Source organism: Microtetraspora malaysiensis (assembly GCF_050947145.1).
GTDB classification, from domain to species: domain Bacteria; phylum Actinomycetota; class Actinomycetes; order Streptosporangiales; family Streptosporangiaceae; genus Microtetraspora_A; species Microtetraspora_A malaysiensis.
Window position 1 is genome coordinate 8,512,692 of the sequence record NZ_CP191998.1, and the last position, 13,803, is coordinate 8,526,494.

The following is a 13,803-nucleotide window of genomic DNA, read 5'->3' on the forward strand; positions in this document are numbered from 1 at the left end:
CGGACATGACGACGTCATGAGTCGGACACTGATAGACATATTGCCGTGATCAAGGTTCTGCTGGCAGAAGATCAGCACGTGGTACGCGGAGCACTCGTCGCGTTGCTGGAGTTGGAGGACGACCTGACGGTGGTGGACGCCGTCGGCTCGGGTGACGCCGTGTTGCCCGCCGCGCTCCGGCACCGGCCGGACATCGCCGTGCTCGACATCGACATGCCCGGCCTGGACGGCCTCGGCGCCGCGGCCGAACTGCGTGTGAAGCTGCCCGCCTGCCGCACGCTGATGCTCACCGGGAACGGCAGGCCGGGCCACCTGCGCCGGGCGCTGAGCGCGCAGGTCAACGGGTTCATGCTGAAAACCGCGCCGCCGGACGACCTGGTCGCGGCGATCCGCACGATCGCCGCCGGAGGCCGCGTCCTCGACCCCTCGCTGGCGGTCGCCGCCTGGGACCTCGCCGACAACCCCCTCACGCCGCGCGAGGCCGACGTGCTACGGCTGGCCGCCGGCGGCGCCGAGGCGACCGAGATCGCCGCCGACCTGTTCCTCAGCGCCGGGACCGTGCGCAACTACCTCACCACGATCGTGACCAAACTCGGCGCCCGCAACCGGACGGACGCCGCCCGCATCGCCCGGGAGGCCGGCTGGATCTAATGCCCGTCCGGGCAAACCTTGCCGGTCACGGCGCTAGAACGGCCCGCACCCGGAACCAGCCGTCGTCCTCCACCCGCGCGGTCAGCTCGCCGCCGAGCGCGGCCAGCCGAGCGGTGAGGTTGCCGATGCCCGAGCCCGGCCGGCCGCGTCCCGCGTCCGGGCGCACCCCGTCGTTCCGCACGCTGAGCCGTACGACGCCCTGGGAGACCTCGGACGCGATGTGGCAGCTCCGCGCCGAGCTGTGCCTGAGCACGTTGGTCACGGCCTCCCGCAGAACGGTCGCGAGCACGGTCTCGGCCGGAGCGGGCAGCGGCCCGTGGCCGAGCGAGAGCCGGACCTCCATCCCGGCCGCGGCCAGCACGGAACGGGCCGACTCCGCTTCCTCCTCCAGCGACATCTCACGGTGGTCGCCCGACGCGGCCCGCAGATCGGCCCTGGCCCGCCCGGCCATCACGATGACGTCGGCGATCTCCGCGCGGGCCCGCTCCGGGGCGGCGTCCGCCAGGCGCCGGGCCAGCTCGCACTTGAGCAGGATCGCCGCCAGGTTGTGCCCGAGGAGGTCGTGCAGGTCGCGCGCGGCGCGCAGCCGCTCCTGGACGATCGCGGCGCGGGCCGGCTCCTCCCGCGAGTCCTGGAGCTCCTTGACCACCCGGGCCAACCCGACCAGGCCGTGGATCACCAACCCGGTGACCAGCGTGCTGGCGGTGTAGTTGACGACGGCTCCCGCCGGGAGCCCGAACGCCGCCGCGGCCGTCGCCACGCTCGCCATGACGACCGCCACGAGCGGCAACGACACCGCCCAGCGGAACATGAGCAGCAGCGGGCCCGCCAGGAAGCCGCCCACGCCCAGCCAGTCCTGGCCGAACACGAACAGCGGCGCGTAGGCGAGCAGGGCCATGGCCGCCAACGCGTACGGATGACGCCCGCGCACGGACCGGAGCTGCAGGTACGCGATCACGACCAGGCACGCCGCCGCCGGCAGAACCAGATCTCCCGGGACGAGGAGCAACGCCTTGACGCAGAATCCGGCGACCACCGTGCCGAGCAGGGCGATCGACAGGCCGTAGGCGGTGTCCGGTGGCGGCGGAGCGGGCGGCGTGGCCGGAATGGCGGCCTCGACGCCGAACCTGCCGTCGGGATCGAGCCCGATGCGCAGGGCCCCCGACACCGCCGCCATCCGGTCGATGACGTCGTCCAACCCCTCGACGCCCGCGCCCGCAGTTCGCACACCGTCGTTGGTGACGCGCAGCCGAACCATGCCGTCACGGTGCACGGTCTCGATCAGGCAGTGCCGGGCGGTTCCCTGCCGTACGACGTCGGTGACGGCGTCGCGGAGCACCGTCGCGAGCAGCGCCCCGGCCGAGCCGAGCGGCTCGGTGTGACCGATCCGCACCTCCGTCTCGACCCCCGCCGCCGACAGCAGCGCCCGCGCCGCGGCGACCTCCGGGGCGAGCGACAGCGCCCGGTAGTCCGCCGCCGCCGAGCGGGCGTCCGCCAGGCAGCGCCGCGCCGTGGCGGCGACGTCCCCGATCGTCGGCCCGGTCGCCCCCGCGTCCACCGGCGACTCCATGGCGCGGCGCGCGCCGCGTTCGATCGCGTCGAGCCCCCGCCCGATGCCCTCGTTCAGCTCGGTGGCGATCCGGAGCCGCTCCTCCGCCACGGCCGCGAGCGCCAGCCTCACCCGGGCCGCGGCCACCTCGTCCACCCGCTCCGCCATCCGGGTCAGACCGTAGATCACGAGAGCGGCGAGCGCCGGGGCGATCGTGGAATCGATCACCGCGAGCGCGTCCGCCGAACGCGTGGCCTGGACGAGCGCCGCCCCGGCCACCACGAGGACCGCCGCGGGCCACGCGGAGACGAGCAGCAGCGAACCGGCGAGAAAGCCGAAGAGACCGACGGACACGCCGCAGACGAGCACCGCCACCGTCGCGAGAACGGCCTGCGCGGCGAGCGCGGCCGGGCCGCGCAGGCGGCGCCACCGGGGGAAGACCTGCCCCAGCTGGAGCACGAGGACGCCCAGCGGCAGCAGCGCCTCCGCCACGCCGTCGGCTGCCAGCACGTACACGGAGGCGAAACCCGCGAAGACCACGGCGACGGTCAGCCGCGCGAGCCGGGGGCCGGGCTCGGTGCCGGCCACGAAGGATCTCACCCTGTTCACTCTGGCCTCGACCTCCCCATTCGCCAGGGCAAGTCTTCCAGAACACCAGAAAAAACCGGACATGAGGGGGAATAGTGCCTGCGCTTCAGTGGGACGTGACGACAATCACACTCTCTTGCCGAAATAGGGGGTGACCCTTCTCACATTTTGCCCTGTCGGCGTCGTAACGTATGCCCCACCAACAGGCGTCGGCGTTGTTACACGGCGTTGTTACACCTCGTGGCGCATCGGCCGGCGCGACACGAATGGACGCGGAGCCCTCGGCGTACAGGAAAGGGACCGCGGAAGGTGGAGAGGTCTCTGATGACCCAGACAACGGCCGAAAACTCGGCCAGAAAGCAACGCGCCCAGATCAAGGTACGCACTCTGCGCACCGACCGATGGTGGCTGGCGCCGGCGCTGACATTCACCGGACTGATGACATTCCTTGTTTACGGGTTCTGGGCGATCTTCGACCAGAGCTACCTGGCGGAGCCGTACATCGCGCCCTTCGCCTCTCCCTGCCTGCCGACGTCCTGCCCCGAAGGGGCGCGGCTGTTCGGCTTGGCGCCCATCGGCGACTGGTACACCTGGCCGCCGGGATTGCTGATCCTCGGACTGCCCGCGGGCTTCCGTCTCACCTGCTACTACTACCGCAAGTCCTACTACCGCTCGTTCTGGCTGTCGCCGCCCGCCTGCTCCGTGGCCGAGCCGCACGGCAAGTACACCGGCGAGACCCGCCTGCCGCTGATCATCCAGAACATCCACCGCTACTTCTTCTACTTCGCCGTCATCATCGGTCTAATCCTGACTTATGACGCGGTTCTCTCGTTCCGGGATAAAGACGGCAACTGGGGACACGTGGGGCTGGGAACGATCATTCTTCTCATCAACGCGATCCTGATTCTCGCCTACACCTTCGGCTGCCATTCCTGCCGGCACATCACGGCAGGCCGGCTGAACCACTTCTCCAAGCACCCGATCAGGTACAAGGCGTGGACCTTCGTGTCGAAACTCAACGCCAAGCACCAGCAATTGGCCTGGGCGTCGATGTTCTCGGTCATGATCGCCGACCTCTACGTCCGGCTGGTCGCCAAGGGCATCATCAACTTCCCGTTCGCATAACGAGGGATCACAGTGGAAATCGAGCGTCACGAATACGACGTCGTCGTCATCGGCGCGGGAGGCGCCGGGCTCCGCGCGGCGATCGAGGCGCGGCAGCAGGGCAAGCGCACCGCCATCGTCTGCAAGTCGCTCTTCGGCAAGGCGCACACCGTCATGGCCGAGGGCGGCGCGGCGGCCGCGATGGGTAACGTCAACCCCGACGACAACTGGATGGTTCACTTCCGCGACACCATGCGCGGCGGCAAGTTCCTGAACAACTGGCGGATGGCCGAGCTGCACGCCAAGGAGGCCCCGGACCGCGTCTGGGAGTTGGAGGCGTGGGGCGCGCTGTTCGACCGCACCAAGGACGGCAAGATCAGCCAGCGGAACTTCGGCGGCCACGAGTACCCGCGTCTCGCCCACGTCGGCGACCGCACCGGCCTCGAACTCATCCGCACCCTGCAGCAGCGCGTCGTCGCGCTCCAGCAGGAGGACGAGAAGCTGCACGGCGACCCCGAGGCGTACATCAAGGTCTTCGCCGAGTGCACGGTCACCCGCCTGCTCAAGGACGGCGAGGCCGTCTCCGGAGCCTTCGGCTACTGGCGCGAGACGGGCAAGTTCATCGTCTTCGACGCCCCGGCCGTGGTGCTGGCCACCGGCGGCATCGGCAAGTCCTACGTCGTCACGTCCAACTCCTGGGAGTACACCGGCGACGGCCACGCGCTCGCCCTGCTCGCGGGCGCGAAGCTGATCAACATGGAGTTCATCCAGTTCCACCCGACCGGGATGGTCTGGCCTCCGTCGGTGCGCGGCATCCTCGTCACCGAGTCCGTACGCGGAGACGGCGGCGTGCTGCGCAACTCCGAGGGCCGGCGCTTCATGTTCGACTACGTGCCGGACGTGTTCAAGGACAAGTACGCCACGACGGAGGAAGAGGGCGACCGCTGGTACACCGACCAGGCGAACAACCGCCGCCCTCCGGAGCTGCTGCCGCGTGACGAGGTCGCCAGGGCCATCAACGCCGAGGTGAAGGCGGGCCGCGGCTCGCCGCAGGGCGGCGTCTTCCTCGACGTCTCCACCCGGCTGCCGGCCGACGAGATCACCAAGCGGCTGCCGTCGATGCACCACCAGTTCAAGGAGCTGGCGGACGTCGACATCACCAAGGAGCCCATGCAGGTCGGCCCGACGTGCCACTACATCATGGGCGGGGTCGAGGTGGACGCCGACACCGGCGCCGCCTCCGTGCCGGGGCTGTTCGCGGCGGGCGAGGTCTCCGGCGGCATGCACGGTTCCAACCGCCTCGGCGGCAACTCGCTGTCCGACCTGCTGGTGTTCGGCCGCCGGGCCGGCGCCGGAGCGGCCGAGTACGTGAACGGCCTGGCGCGGCGGCCCGCCGTGTCCGAGACAGCGGTCCAGGACGCGCGGGCCGAGGCGCTCGCGCCGCTGGAGCGGTCGGGTGGCGAGAACCCCTACGAGGTCCACCACGAGCTGCAGCGGACGATGAACGAACTCGTCGGCATCATCCGCAAGGCCGAGGAGGTCTCCGAGGCGCTGGACGCCGTCGAGAAGCTCAAGGAGCGGTCGAACCACACCGCGTCCCCGGGCGGCCGGATCTACAACCCCGGCTGGCACCTCGCCCTCGACCTGCGCAACATGCTGCTCGTCAGCGAGTGCGTGGCGCGGGCCGCGCTCCTGCGCGAGGAGAGCCGGGGCGGGCACACCAGGGACGACTACCCGAAGATGTCGCCCGAGTGGCGGCGCAAGCTCCTGGTCTGCTCGGCGACGCCGGACGGCGCCACCGTGGACGTCGAGGAGCGGATCCAGCCGTCGATGCGCGCTGACCTGCTGGTCCTGTTCGACCGGGAGGAGCTCAGCAAGTACCTCACCGGGGACGAGCTGGCGAAGTACGACGCGGTCAAGGAGTCGTGATGGGTTACAAGGCCAAGTTCCGCGTCTGGCGCGGCGAGGGCGGCGAGGGCCGCCTGGAGGACTTCACCGTCGAGGTGAACGAGGGCGAGGTCGTCCTCGACGTCATCCACCGGCTGCAGGCGACGCAGGCTCCCGATCTCGCGGTCCGCTGGAACTGCAAGGCGGGCAAGTGCGGCTCCTGCTCGATGGAGATCAACGGCAGGCCACGGCTCGGCTGTATGACCCGGATGTCCACCTTCGAGGAGACCGAGACCATCACGGTCACCCCGATGCGGACGTTCCCCGTCATCAAGGATCTGGTGACCGACGTCTCGTTCAACTACCAGAAGGCGCGCGAGATCCCGTCGTTCACCCCGCCGAAGGACGTCGAGCCCGGCGAGTACCGGATGCAGCAGATCGATGTCGAGCGGTCCCAGGAGTTCCGCAAGTGCATCGAGTGCTTCATGTGCAACAACGTCTGCCACGTCATCCGCGACCACGAGGAGAACAAGCCGGCCTTCGCCGGCCCGCGCTTCCTCATGCGGATCGCCGAGCTGGACATGCACCCGTACGACACGGCCGACCGCAAGGAGTCCGCGCAGCAGGACCACGGCCTCGGTTACTGCAACATCACCAAGTGCTGCACCGAGGTCTGCCCCGAGCACATCAAGATCACCGACAACGCGCTGATCCCGATGAAGGAGCGCGTGGTCGACCGGAAGTACGACCCGCTGGTCTGGCTGGGTAACAAGATCTTCCGGCGGTCCAGCTGAGAAGGGGCTGACGGGCTCTCCGGAGCCATGTGCGGCCGTCCGCGCCTCGGGCGCGGGCGGCCGTTCCCTTTTCACAGGTCTCCCGCAGGGCCGTTTGCAACGTATCCGGTCGGCACCTTATGGCGCGAGCTCACGGGGCGGTGGCGCGGATGAACGCCTCGGCGAATGTCCGCGCGACGTCTTCGACCGGGGGCAGGACGTTGCCCAGCGCGTCCTGTAGCACGGGGCGCAACAGCATGTGCCCCGCCATGGGGCCGATCATCAGCTGTATGAGCAGCGGCAGGGGAAGTGGCCGCAGCCGACCGGCTTGGATCTGCATGCTCAGCAGGATGCTGAGACTGGCGAACATCCTCGGCAGGTTGGCTTTCAGCATCCGGGCGGCGGTGCCGTCGGGGCGGGTGAGCAGGTCGCCGAAGATGGCCGGCAGCACCCGTGGCTCCCGGGCGAAGGCCTCGGCCAGCGCAGCGTAGACGGCATGGACCATCTCCTCGATCCGCTTGGGGGGATCGGCGGCCAGCGCTTCCAGGTCGGGCACGGGGACGTACCGGTCGAACATGGTGGCGAGCACGCCGTCGCGGCTGCCGAAGACGGCGTGCAGGCTGGTCGGCGAGCAGTGTGCGGCGGCGGCGACGGCCTCCATCGTGACCGCGCCGAGCCCGTCGCGGGCGATCAGCGTGGCCGCGGCCTCGATGGCCCGTTCCCGGACCGGTGGGCGCCCACCCGGGTCGATTCCGACCTGCCGGACCGCCTCCTCCAGCGTGGCCCGCGATCCGCCGAGCCTTCTGATCAGGGTGCTGCGGGAAATTCCCGCGGCGGTCGCGATCGCGCTCAGCGGCACATCGGCCACGTCTTTGCCGTGCTTCTCGGCGGCCGCCAGTGCGGCATCCACCAGGTCCCGGTCCACAACGCCCCATGGTACCGCTTCCTATGTGAACCTCATGTGTGTATCGTCTCCACTGCGAGTTCATCCAGCGATGAATTAAGGAGGCGCAGATGATCAACGTGATCGGCGCGGGACTGCCGCGTACCGGCACCACGTCGCTGAAAGCGGCACTGGAGCGGCTCGGCTTCGGCCCGTGCCACCACATGCAGGAGATAGCCGCCCATCCCGAGCAGGCGCAACGCTGGCGGCAGACCCTGGACGGGCCGGTCGACTGGAACGGCGTGCTGGACGGCTACCGGGCGGCGGTGGACTGGCCGAGCGCCCACTTCTGGCGCTCCCTCGCGCAGAGCTACCCCGATGCCAAGGTCATCCTCACCGCGCGTGACCCGCACGCCTGGTACGCCAGCCTCCGCGACACCGTCTTCGCCCTGCTGCACGCCCCCAGCGCGGTGCCAGCCGAATTCCATCCCGTGGCCATCGGCATGCGGCCGCTGCTGGAGCACCTGTGGCGCGAGACGTTCGGCACGACGCTGGACGAGCCGATGCCCGAGGAGCGCCACGCCGTGGAGGTGTTCCGGCGCCGCACGGCCGAGGTCACCGGCGCCCTGCCCGCCGACCGAATCCTGATTTACGAGACCGGGCAGGGCTGGGAGCCGTTGTGCGACTTCCTCGGCGTGCCCGTACCGGACGAGCCCTACCCGCGCCTCAACGACCGGCAGTCCGCCCAGAGCCGCCTACGAGGGGCGGCGGAGCGGTGAACCTCCGCATCCTGCTCACCCTCCACGGCTTGGTCACCTTGGCAGCGGGGGTGGTGCTCGTCGTCGCGCCCGGCCTGGTTCCCAGCGCCGTCGGCATCCGCATCCCCGCGGACGCCTACCTGGTGTGCTATCTGCTGGGCGCCGCCGAGCTGGCCGTGGCGTTCCTGTCGTTCGCCGGCAGGACTCTCCGACACCCCGAGGGGACACGCCTGGCCGCCCAGACCCTGATCGTGTTCCACGGCTGCACCGCCGCCGTCGAAGCCTACGCCTTCACCCGCGGCCTCCACGCCGCGATCTGGGCGAACGTGGCGCTGCGGATGGCGGTCATCGCTCTGTTCACCCACTACGGACTACGTCGGAAGAGGCTGACATGACCATCGAGAGCACCGGCGTCCTGGTCTGTGGCGGCGGCCCGGCCGGCATGATGCTGGGCCTGCTGCTGGCCCGGGCGGGAATCGAGGTCACCGTGCTGGAGAAGCACGCCGACTTCCTGCGCGACTTCCGGGGAGACACCGTGCACCCCGCCACCGTCCGCCTGATGGACGAACTCGGCCTGGGCGAAGGCTTCCGCGCCCTGCCGCAGAGCCGCCTGGGCAACCTGTCGCTCCCCGCTCCCGACGGCACCATGGTGACACTGGGTGATTTCGAAGCGCTGCCCGCGCCGTACAACTACATCGCGATGGTGCCCCAATGGGACCTGCTCTCCTTCCTGGCCGAGGCGGCCAGCCAGGACCCCGGCTTCTCCCTGCGCATGAACACCGAAGCGACCGCGCTGATCAGAGACGGCGACAAGATCGTCGGAGCCAGGTATCGCACCTCGGACGGCCGTGAAGGGGAGATCCACGCCGAACTGACGGTGGGCTGCGACGGCAGGCACTCCACCCTGCGCCGTGAGGCGGGGCTGGTGCCCAAGGAGTTCCGGGTACCGTTCGACGTCTGGTGGTTCCGCCTGCCCCGATCGACCCATGACACGAACGTGCCCGCGAGCGTGACACCGGTCGCGCGGGGCCCCGAGGCCATGATCTCCCTCGCTCGCGACGACTACTACCAGGTGGCGTACTTCACCGCCAAAGGCTCCGACACGCGGCTGCGGGCCGAGGGCATCCAGCGCTTCCGCGAGCGCATCGCCCGCCTGCGCCCGGACTTCGCCGACGCGGTGAAGCACCTGACCGGCATGGACGAGGTCTTCGTCCTCGACGTGAAGCTCAACCGGCTTAAGCGGTGGCACCTCGACGGGCTGCTGCTCATCGGCGATGCCGCGCACGCCATGTCACCCGCGGGCGGGGTGGGCATCAACCTCGCCATCCAGGACGCCGTGGCCGCCGCCACCATCCTGGCCGATCCGCTGCGGCGGCACTCCGTCACCGTCACTGACCTGGCGGCCGTGCAACGACGCAGGTGCCGCCCCACCGTGATCGTCCAGACAGGCCAGCGGATGCTCCAGCGCGTCATGTTCGAGAAGCAGTTCGCCGGCAAGCGCTCCGGGCCACCCCCGGCCCTGCTCTTCCTCACCCGCGCCTTCCCCCGGCTCCGGATGATCCCCGCCCGCTTCGTGGGCTTCGGCCCCCGGCCGGAACACGCTCCCGGCTTCGCCCGCAGGACCACCTGAGGCGCTCGTCCCGGCGGCCCGCCATATCCGGCGAAGGCGCACCGCAACGCAAGCACCACCTGGAAAGCAGCCATCGGGAATCGCGAGGCCTAGACCCCTGGCCGTCGCGGTCACCCTCGTCCCGCCTCCATCGGGCTGCCATCAGCAGACACTCCTCGCTGACCGGCGACGCCACCTGCTGATGACTCCAGTTAAGTCACCTCTCTATCGAATATCACCGAGCGAATGGAGCCCTCATGACGACAGATGTGGTGGTGGCAGGCGGCGGGCCCGCCGGCATGATGCTCGGCCTGCTGCTGGCCCGCGCCGGGCAGATGGAGGCCCACCGTCATCGTCCAAACCGTCCAGCGCATGCTGCACCGCACCATGTTCGTCCCCGCCTTCGCCGGCAAAGGTGCCCGCCCTCCCAGACCGCTGGTCTTCCTGGCACGGCACCTCCCCGCCTTCAAGAAGTTCCCATCCAAACTGATCGCCTACGGCCCGCGTCCCGAGCACGCCCCCGACTTCGCCCGCAGGACCGCATAGGAGGAGGGCCATGCGCTGGCTCGTATCCAGCATCGACTTCGACCACAGCCCGCAGGAGGCTCAGTGGCCCAGCTGCTGACGGACCTGCCGCCGGAGTGGCACGGAGAGACTGATCGGCGGGAACAGCGTCTTCAAGATCTCCGACACACACCAAGATCACCCCGCCAGCTCTCACATTCCGCCAGCACCGCATTCGTGCCAGAGCCCTATACCCCCGAGGGCCCTCATGGGCGGAACGGAACGGTCAGCCGGCCTACGGGTTGGCGCCCGGGGTTCCGCCGGCTTCGGGCGCGCCGGGAGCGGGGCTCCCCGAAGCGTCCGGGCGGGGCGCCGCCGCCGGGTCCGCCTCGTTCACGGCGAGGCTCCAGGCGTCCGCCTGCTGCCCGGGTACGCCGTACCCCGGGGCCACGCCGTACCCGTGGGGCATCCCGTACGCCGGGTGGGCGCCGTACGCCTGCTGGGGCGCGTATCCCTGCGGGTAGCCCTGCTGCGGATATCCGTACGGGTGCTCGGCGGCGTAGGGGTAGCCGTAGGCCGGCGGGTACGCCACCGGGACGGGCACGAGGCCGACCATCGGCGCGTACGCCGCTCCCGGCACGGGCGCCGCCCCGGCCGCCGGGCCGCCCTTGCGCGCCGCCGCCGCGTGCGCCATCCGCCGCAGCCTGCCCTCGAAGATGAGCCAGCCGAACAGGGCGATCAGCACGAGCAGCGCCGCCGGGATGGCCAGCTTGTGGCTCAGCGTGACCTGGTCGAACTCCGGCGTCGCGTTGCGCAGCTCGTACGCCGCGTCCTGTGGGGCCGGGTCGCCGAAGTCGGTCGGCGACGCCACCACTCCGGTGGGGCTGTCCGACGCCTCCGGCAGGGAGATCTGCGGATTCTCCTCCGGCTTCTGCTCCTCCTGCTGCGGCTCCTGCGTCGTTTCCACGACGTCGGGGATCGGCTCGGCCGTCGTGCTCTCGACCGTGTTCGGTGTCGGCGACGGAGTGGGCGTGTGGGTGGGCGTCGTGCTCGGGGTCGGCGTCACGGTGACCGTCTGCGTCACCACCGGGCTGCCCGTCTCGCTCGGGGAGGCGCCGCCGGGCGTCTCGGTGATCGTCACCGTGACCTCGGGCGGGCACACCTGGCCGGCATCGCACGGCTCGACCCGGTCGTCGTCCGCCGCGGCGGCGATGACCGGGACCGCGACCAGCACCGAAATCGTGATGATCAGGGCAGAGAAGGCGGCCCTCAGTCGTGCGCTTCCGCTCACTGCCGCCTCCGTCGCCATCCCGCGCTTTCTTAAAGCGGAATTCTACGCAGACAAAAGGAACAGTAAAGACAACTCACGAAGAACCATTGAGCAATCTCTGAACCGCCCGGACAATCGGCAGGTCGCCCGGAAGCCATGGAACGTCGTAAAGCTCCTCCCGGCCCAGCCACCGCAGCGCGAGATGCTCCAGGGGCTCGGGCACGCCGGACACGATGGTGGCGACCCAGACCCGCAGCACCGAGCCGCTGGACAGGGGCCATTCGCCGCCGACCCGGCGCCCGACCGCGATTTTGACGCCGAGCTCCTCGGCGCATTCGCGGACCAGCGCGTCGTGGTCGCTCTCGCCGGGATCGACCTTCCCTCCGGGGAACTCCCAGCCGCCCTTCAGCTCGGGCGGGTCGGCCCGCTGGGCGGCCAGGAGTCGGCCGTTCTCGATGATCGCTGCCCCGACGACGATGGTCTCCATGCCCCTTACGTTAGAGCTGCGCTTTTCAATTGCTCCAGCACATCCGCGTTCTGGAGGGGACGGGTGAACCCGACCACATTCCCGCGATCCGCATATGTCGTGACTTTGATGGGGCCGCATCTGGTGCAACGGGCCTCGATCATCTTCCCGGGCGAGACGATCATGCCGACGTGTCCCGGCCGGTCCGGCCCGGTGCCCGGTCCCGCGTCGAAGAACACCAGGTCGCCCGGCTGCTCACTGCCCGGCTCGATCCGTAGGCCGAAGGGCCACTGGCCGAAGGTCGTGCGCGGGATCGTCAGGCCCGCGTTGCGGTAGGCCATGTAGATGATCCCGGAGCAGTCGAACGCGTCCGGACCGGTCCCACCCCACCGGTACGGCTTGCCGCGCTGCGCCAGGGCGTACTCGAGGATCTTCTGCACCACGCCGTCGGGGGCGTCCTCGGCGAGGTCGCAGGCGGGGTTCGGCGTGTCGATCCCGCCCGTGGCGGCGTACCGCTTGGCGATGGCCAGGACCTGGTCGACGTACCAGTCGGCGCGGTTGTAGACGAAGATGGCCCGCCTGAGATCGTCGGGGGCGCCGTTGCGCTTGAGCATCTTGGCCGCGGCCAGGATCGCGTCGGCGGGGTCGTAGACGTCGCCGTACCCGTCGCCGTCGCCGTCCGAGGCGTACCCGTTGTAGTCGGTGCCCATCTTGATCCTGGGCTTGCCGCCCCACGTGCTGATCAGGAACTGCATGGGGCCGGCGGCTCCGGCGTAGTTGGTGCCGTCCTTCACGCCGGGAAGCGAGGACCTGCCGTGGTCGGTCTCCCGCTTGCCCACCGCCGCGAGCACGTTCCACTGCACGCCGATCTGCGCGCCGAACTTCTTGTACAGCTCCAGGTAATCGGCGGGGATGTCCTCGCGCGCCGACTCGGACAGGTCGGTGGCGGTCGCGGCCTCGGCGCAGTCCGCCCCGCCCAGTCCCCCACCGATGAGCAGGGACGGCGAGGGCGTCATCAGCATGATCGACCCGAAGAGCGTGAACGGGACGAGGACCGCGAGGGCGACGGCCAGCCCGCGCCAGGAGAACCTCCCCGCAAGGGCCTTGGACGGTATCACTGCGACGTGTCCCCGTCCTGACCGGCGTCCGCGGGCTGCAGGTCGTACACCCTCCAGTCGGCGCCGACCTTGACGACCGTCACCGCGAACTCGTCCCGCTGCTCCTTCTCGCCGCTCTTCGCGGTGACGTGCTGGACCGAGCCGACCACGAGCGTGACCATGTTGGCCGTCATGTCGCGGATGGAGCGCACGGTCGCCGTGCCGCGCGACACCACCTCGTCGGACCGGTTGTGGTTCACCAGCGCGGGCGCGGTCATCGTGCGGGTCAGGTCCGCACCGAACTCGACCGTCGCGAACCCCGCGAGCCGCTTCGCGAACGCCGCCGGGTCCTCGTCGTGCCGGAACGTCCCGTACGACTCGGTGAACCGGCGGGCGAGATCGGCCGCCGCGCCCAGCTCGGCCTTCGACAGCGGCAGGTAGGAGTAGATGTCGAAGGTCGCGGGCGTGGTGGCGACCTGGCTCGGCACCGTGGTCGGGGCGGCCCCGGGCAACGGCGTTCTGGTCGGCTCGGACGTGCCCGGCGGCCGCTCGGACGCCTCGTCGCCCGACGACCCGGACGACGTGAGATAGACGCCGACGACGGCGAGGATGACCACGACCCCGGCGAAGGCCAGCCCCCGCCGGCCGTCCCTTCCCTTCATGG

The 13,803-nt window shown here is 70.1% G+C and carries 14 protein-coding genes and 1 pseudogene; 9 read left to right on the forward strand and 6 right to left on the reverse strand.

Going from position 1 to position 13,803, the window contains the following annotated elements:
- Nucleotides 1-45: 45 nt before the first annotated feature.
- The gene (locus tag ACQP1V_RS39735; RefSeq protein WP_387409227.1) at nt 46-651 is read left to right on the forward strand and encodes a response regulator transcription factor; all 606 of its coding nucleotides are present in this window, start codon (nt 46-48) and stop codon (nt 649-651) included.
- Between the two features lie 25 nt (nt 652-676).
- On the opposite strand, the gene ACQP1V_RS39740 is transcribed toward ACQP1V_RS39735, so the two are convergent.
- Complete coding sequence (locus tag ACQP1V_RS39740) at nt 677-2,800, reverse strand: sensor histidine kinase (RefSeq protein ID WP_433416245.1); 2,124 nt, start codon at nt 2,798-2,800, stop codon at nt 677-679.
- 312 nt (nt 2,801-3,112) lie between these two features.
- Between ACQP1V_RS39740 and ACQP1V_RS39745 the strand changes: the two genes are divergently transcribed.
- The 3 genes from ACQP1V_RS39745 to ACQP1V_RS39755 are packed head-to-tail and all read left to right on the forward strand — an operon-like array spanning nt 3,113 to nt 6,573.
- Nucleotides 3,113-3,913 (forward strand): hypothetical protein, encoded by an 801-nt coding sequence (locus tag ACQP1V_RS39745; protein ID WP_433416248.1) that lies wholly within the window; start codon nt 3,113-3,115, stop codon nt 3,911-3,913.
- A gap of 12 nt (nt 3,914-3,925) precedes the next feature.
- A complete protein-coding gene (locus ACQP1V_RS39750; RefSeq protein ID WP_387409224.1) occupies nt 3,926-5,821 on the forward strand; it encodes a fumarate reductase/succinate dehydrogenase flavoprotein subunit in 1,896 nt (631 codons plus the stop codon).
- The gene (locus ACQP1V_RS39755) at nt 5,821-6,573 is read left to right on the forward strand and encodes a succinate dehydrogenase/fumarate reductase iron-sulfur subunit (RefSeq protein ID WP_387409223.1); all 753 of its coding nucleotides are present in this window, start codon (nt 5,821-5,823) and stop codon (nt 6,571-6,573) included. The genes ACQP1V_RS39750 and ACQP1V_RS39755 overlap by 1 nt, the downstream gene beginning before the upstream one ends.
- Nucleotides 6,574-6,703: 130 nt before the next feature.
- Here ACQP1V_RS39755 and ACQP1V_RS39760 read toward each other — a convergent pair whose 3' ends face one another.
- Entirely contained in the window at nt 6,704-7,477 is a 774-nt protein-coding gene (locus ACQP1V_RS39760) for a TetR/AcrR family transcriptional regulator (RefSeq protein WP_433416251.1), read from the reverse strand.
- Nucleotides 7,478-7,566: 89 nt separating this feature from the next.
- Between ACQP1V_RS39760 and ACQP1V_RS39765 the strand changes: the two genes are divergently transcribed.
- The 5 genes and pseudogenes from ACQP1V_RS39765 to ACQP1V_RS39785 all read left to right on the forward strand — a co-directional run bounded on the left by ACQP1V_RS39765 (nt 7,567) and on the right by ACQP1V_RS39785 (nt 10,348).
- Nucleotides 7,567-8,214 (forward strand): sulfotransferase family protein, encoded by a 648-nt coding sequence (locus ACQP1V_RS39765; protein WP_433416254.1) that lies wholly within the window; start codon nt 7,567-7,569, stop codon nt 8,212-8,214.
- The gene (locus ACQP1V_RS39770) at nt 8,211-8,588 is read left to right on the forward strand and encodes a hypothetical protein (RefSeq protein ID WP_433416256.1); all 378 of its coding nucleotides are present in this window, start codon (nt 8,211-8,213) and stop codon (nt 8,586-8,588) included. The genes ACQP1V_RS39765 and ACQP1V_RS39770 overlap by 4 nt, the downstream gene beginning before the upstream one ends.
- A complete protein-coding gene (locus tag ACQP1V_RS39775; RefSeq protein ID WP_433416259.1) occupies nt 8,585-9,823 on the forward strand; it encodes an FAD-dependent oxidoreductase in 1,239 nt (412 codons plus the stop codon). Before ACQP1V_RS39770 ends, ACQP1V_RS39775 begins: the two co-directional genes overlap by 4 nt.
- Before the next feature lie 236 nt (nt 9,824-10,059).
- Nucleotides 10,060-10,128: pseudogene (locus tag ACQP1V_RS39780) on the forward strand (FAD-dependent monooxygenase); the annotation flags it as partial.
- A 46-nt stretch (nt 10,129-10,174) separates the two neighbouring features.
- Nucleotides 10,175-10,348 (forward strand): hypothetical protein, encoded by a 174-nt coding sequence (locus tag ACQP1V_RS39785; protein ID WP_433426151.1) that lies wholly within the window; start codon nt 10,175-10,177, stop codon nt 10,346-10,348.
- 253 nt (nt 10,349-10,601) lie between these two features.
- On the opposite strand, the gene ACQP1V_RS39790 is transcribed toward ACQP1V_RS39785, so the two are convergent.
- From ACQP1V_RS39790 to ACQP1V_RS39805, 4 genes are all read right to left on the reverse strand, one after another.
- A complete protein-coding gene (locus ACQP1V_RS39790; RefSeq protein ID WP_433416261.1) occupies nt 10,602-11,597 on the reverse strand; it encodes a hypothetical protein in 996 nt (331 codons plus the stop codon).
- Between the two features lie 73 nt (nt 11,598-11,670).
- The gene (locus ACQP1V_RS39795) at nt 11,671-12,063 is read right to left on the reverse strand and encodes a (deoxy)nucleoside triphosphate pyrophosphohydrolase (protein WP_433416264.1); all 393 of its coding nucleotides are present in this window, start codon (nt 12,061-12,063) and stop codon (nt 11,671-11,673) included.
- Between the two features lie 5 nt (nt 12,064-12,068).
- On the reverse strand, nt 12,069-13,160 hold the full coding sequence (locus tag ACQP1V_RS39800; RefSeq protein ID WP_387409220.1) for an NlpC/P60 family protein: 1,092 nt from the start codon (nt 13,158-13,160) through the stop codon (nt 12,069-12,071).
- Entirely contained in the window at nt 13,157-13,801 is a 645-nt protein-coding gene (locus tag ACQP1V_RS39805; protein ID WP_387409219.1) for a hypothetical protein, read from the reverse strand. Before ACQP1V_RS39805 ends, ACQP1V_RS39800 begins: the two co-directional genes overlap by 4 nt.
- Between the last annotated feature and the right edge of the window lie 2 nt (nt 13,802-13,803).

What these genes read in the sequence shown, in the direction of transcription:
- ACQP1V_RS39745 (WP_433416248.1), top strand. Translation starts at nt 3,113, where the DNA reads ATGACCCAGACAACGGCCGAAAACTCGGCCAGAAAGCAACGCGCCCAG.
- ACQP1V_RS39755 (WP_387409223.1), top strand. Translation starts at nt 5,821, where the DNA reads ATGGGTTACAAGGCCAAGTTCCGCGTCTGGCGCGGCGAGGGCGGCGAG.
- ACQP1V_RS39765 (WP_433416254.1), top strand. Translation starts at nt 7,567, where the DNA reads ATGATCAACGTGATCGGCGCGGGACTGCCGCGTACCGGCACCACGTCG.
- ACQP1V_RS39775 (WP_433416259.1), top strand. Translation starts at nt 8,585, where the DNA reads ATGACCATCGAGAGCACCGGCGTCCTGGTCTGTGGCGGCGGCCCGGCC.
- ACQP1V_RS39785 (WP_433426151.1), top strand. Translation starts at nt 10,175, where the DNA reads ATGCTGCACCGCACCATGTTCGTCCCCGCCTTCGCCGGCAAAGGTGCC.
- ACQP1V_RS39795 (WP_433416264.1), bottom strand. Translation starts at nt 12,063, where the DNA reads ATGGAGACCATCGTCGTCGGGGCAGCGATCATCGAGAACGGCCGACTC.
- ACQP1V_RS39805 (WP_387409219.1), bottom strand. Translation starts at nt 13,801, where the DNA reads ATGAAGGGAAGGGACGGCCGGCGGGGGCTGGCCTTCGCCGGGGTCGTG.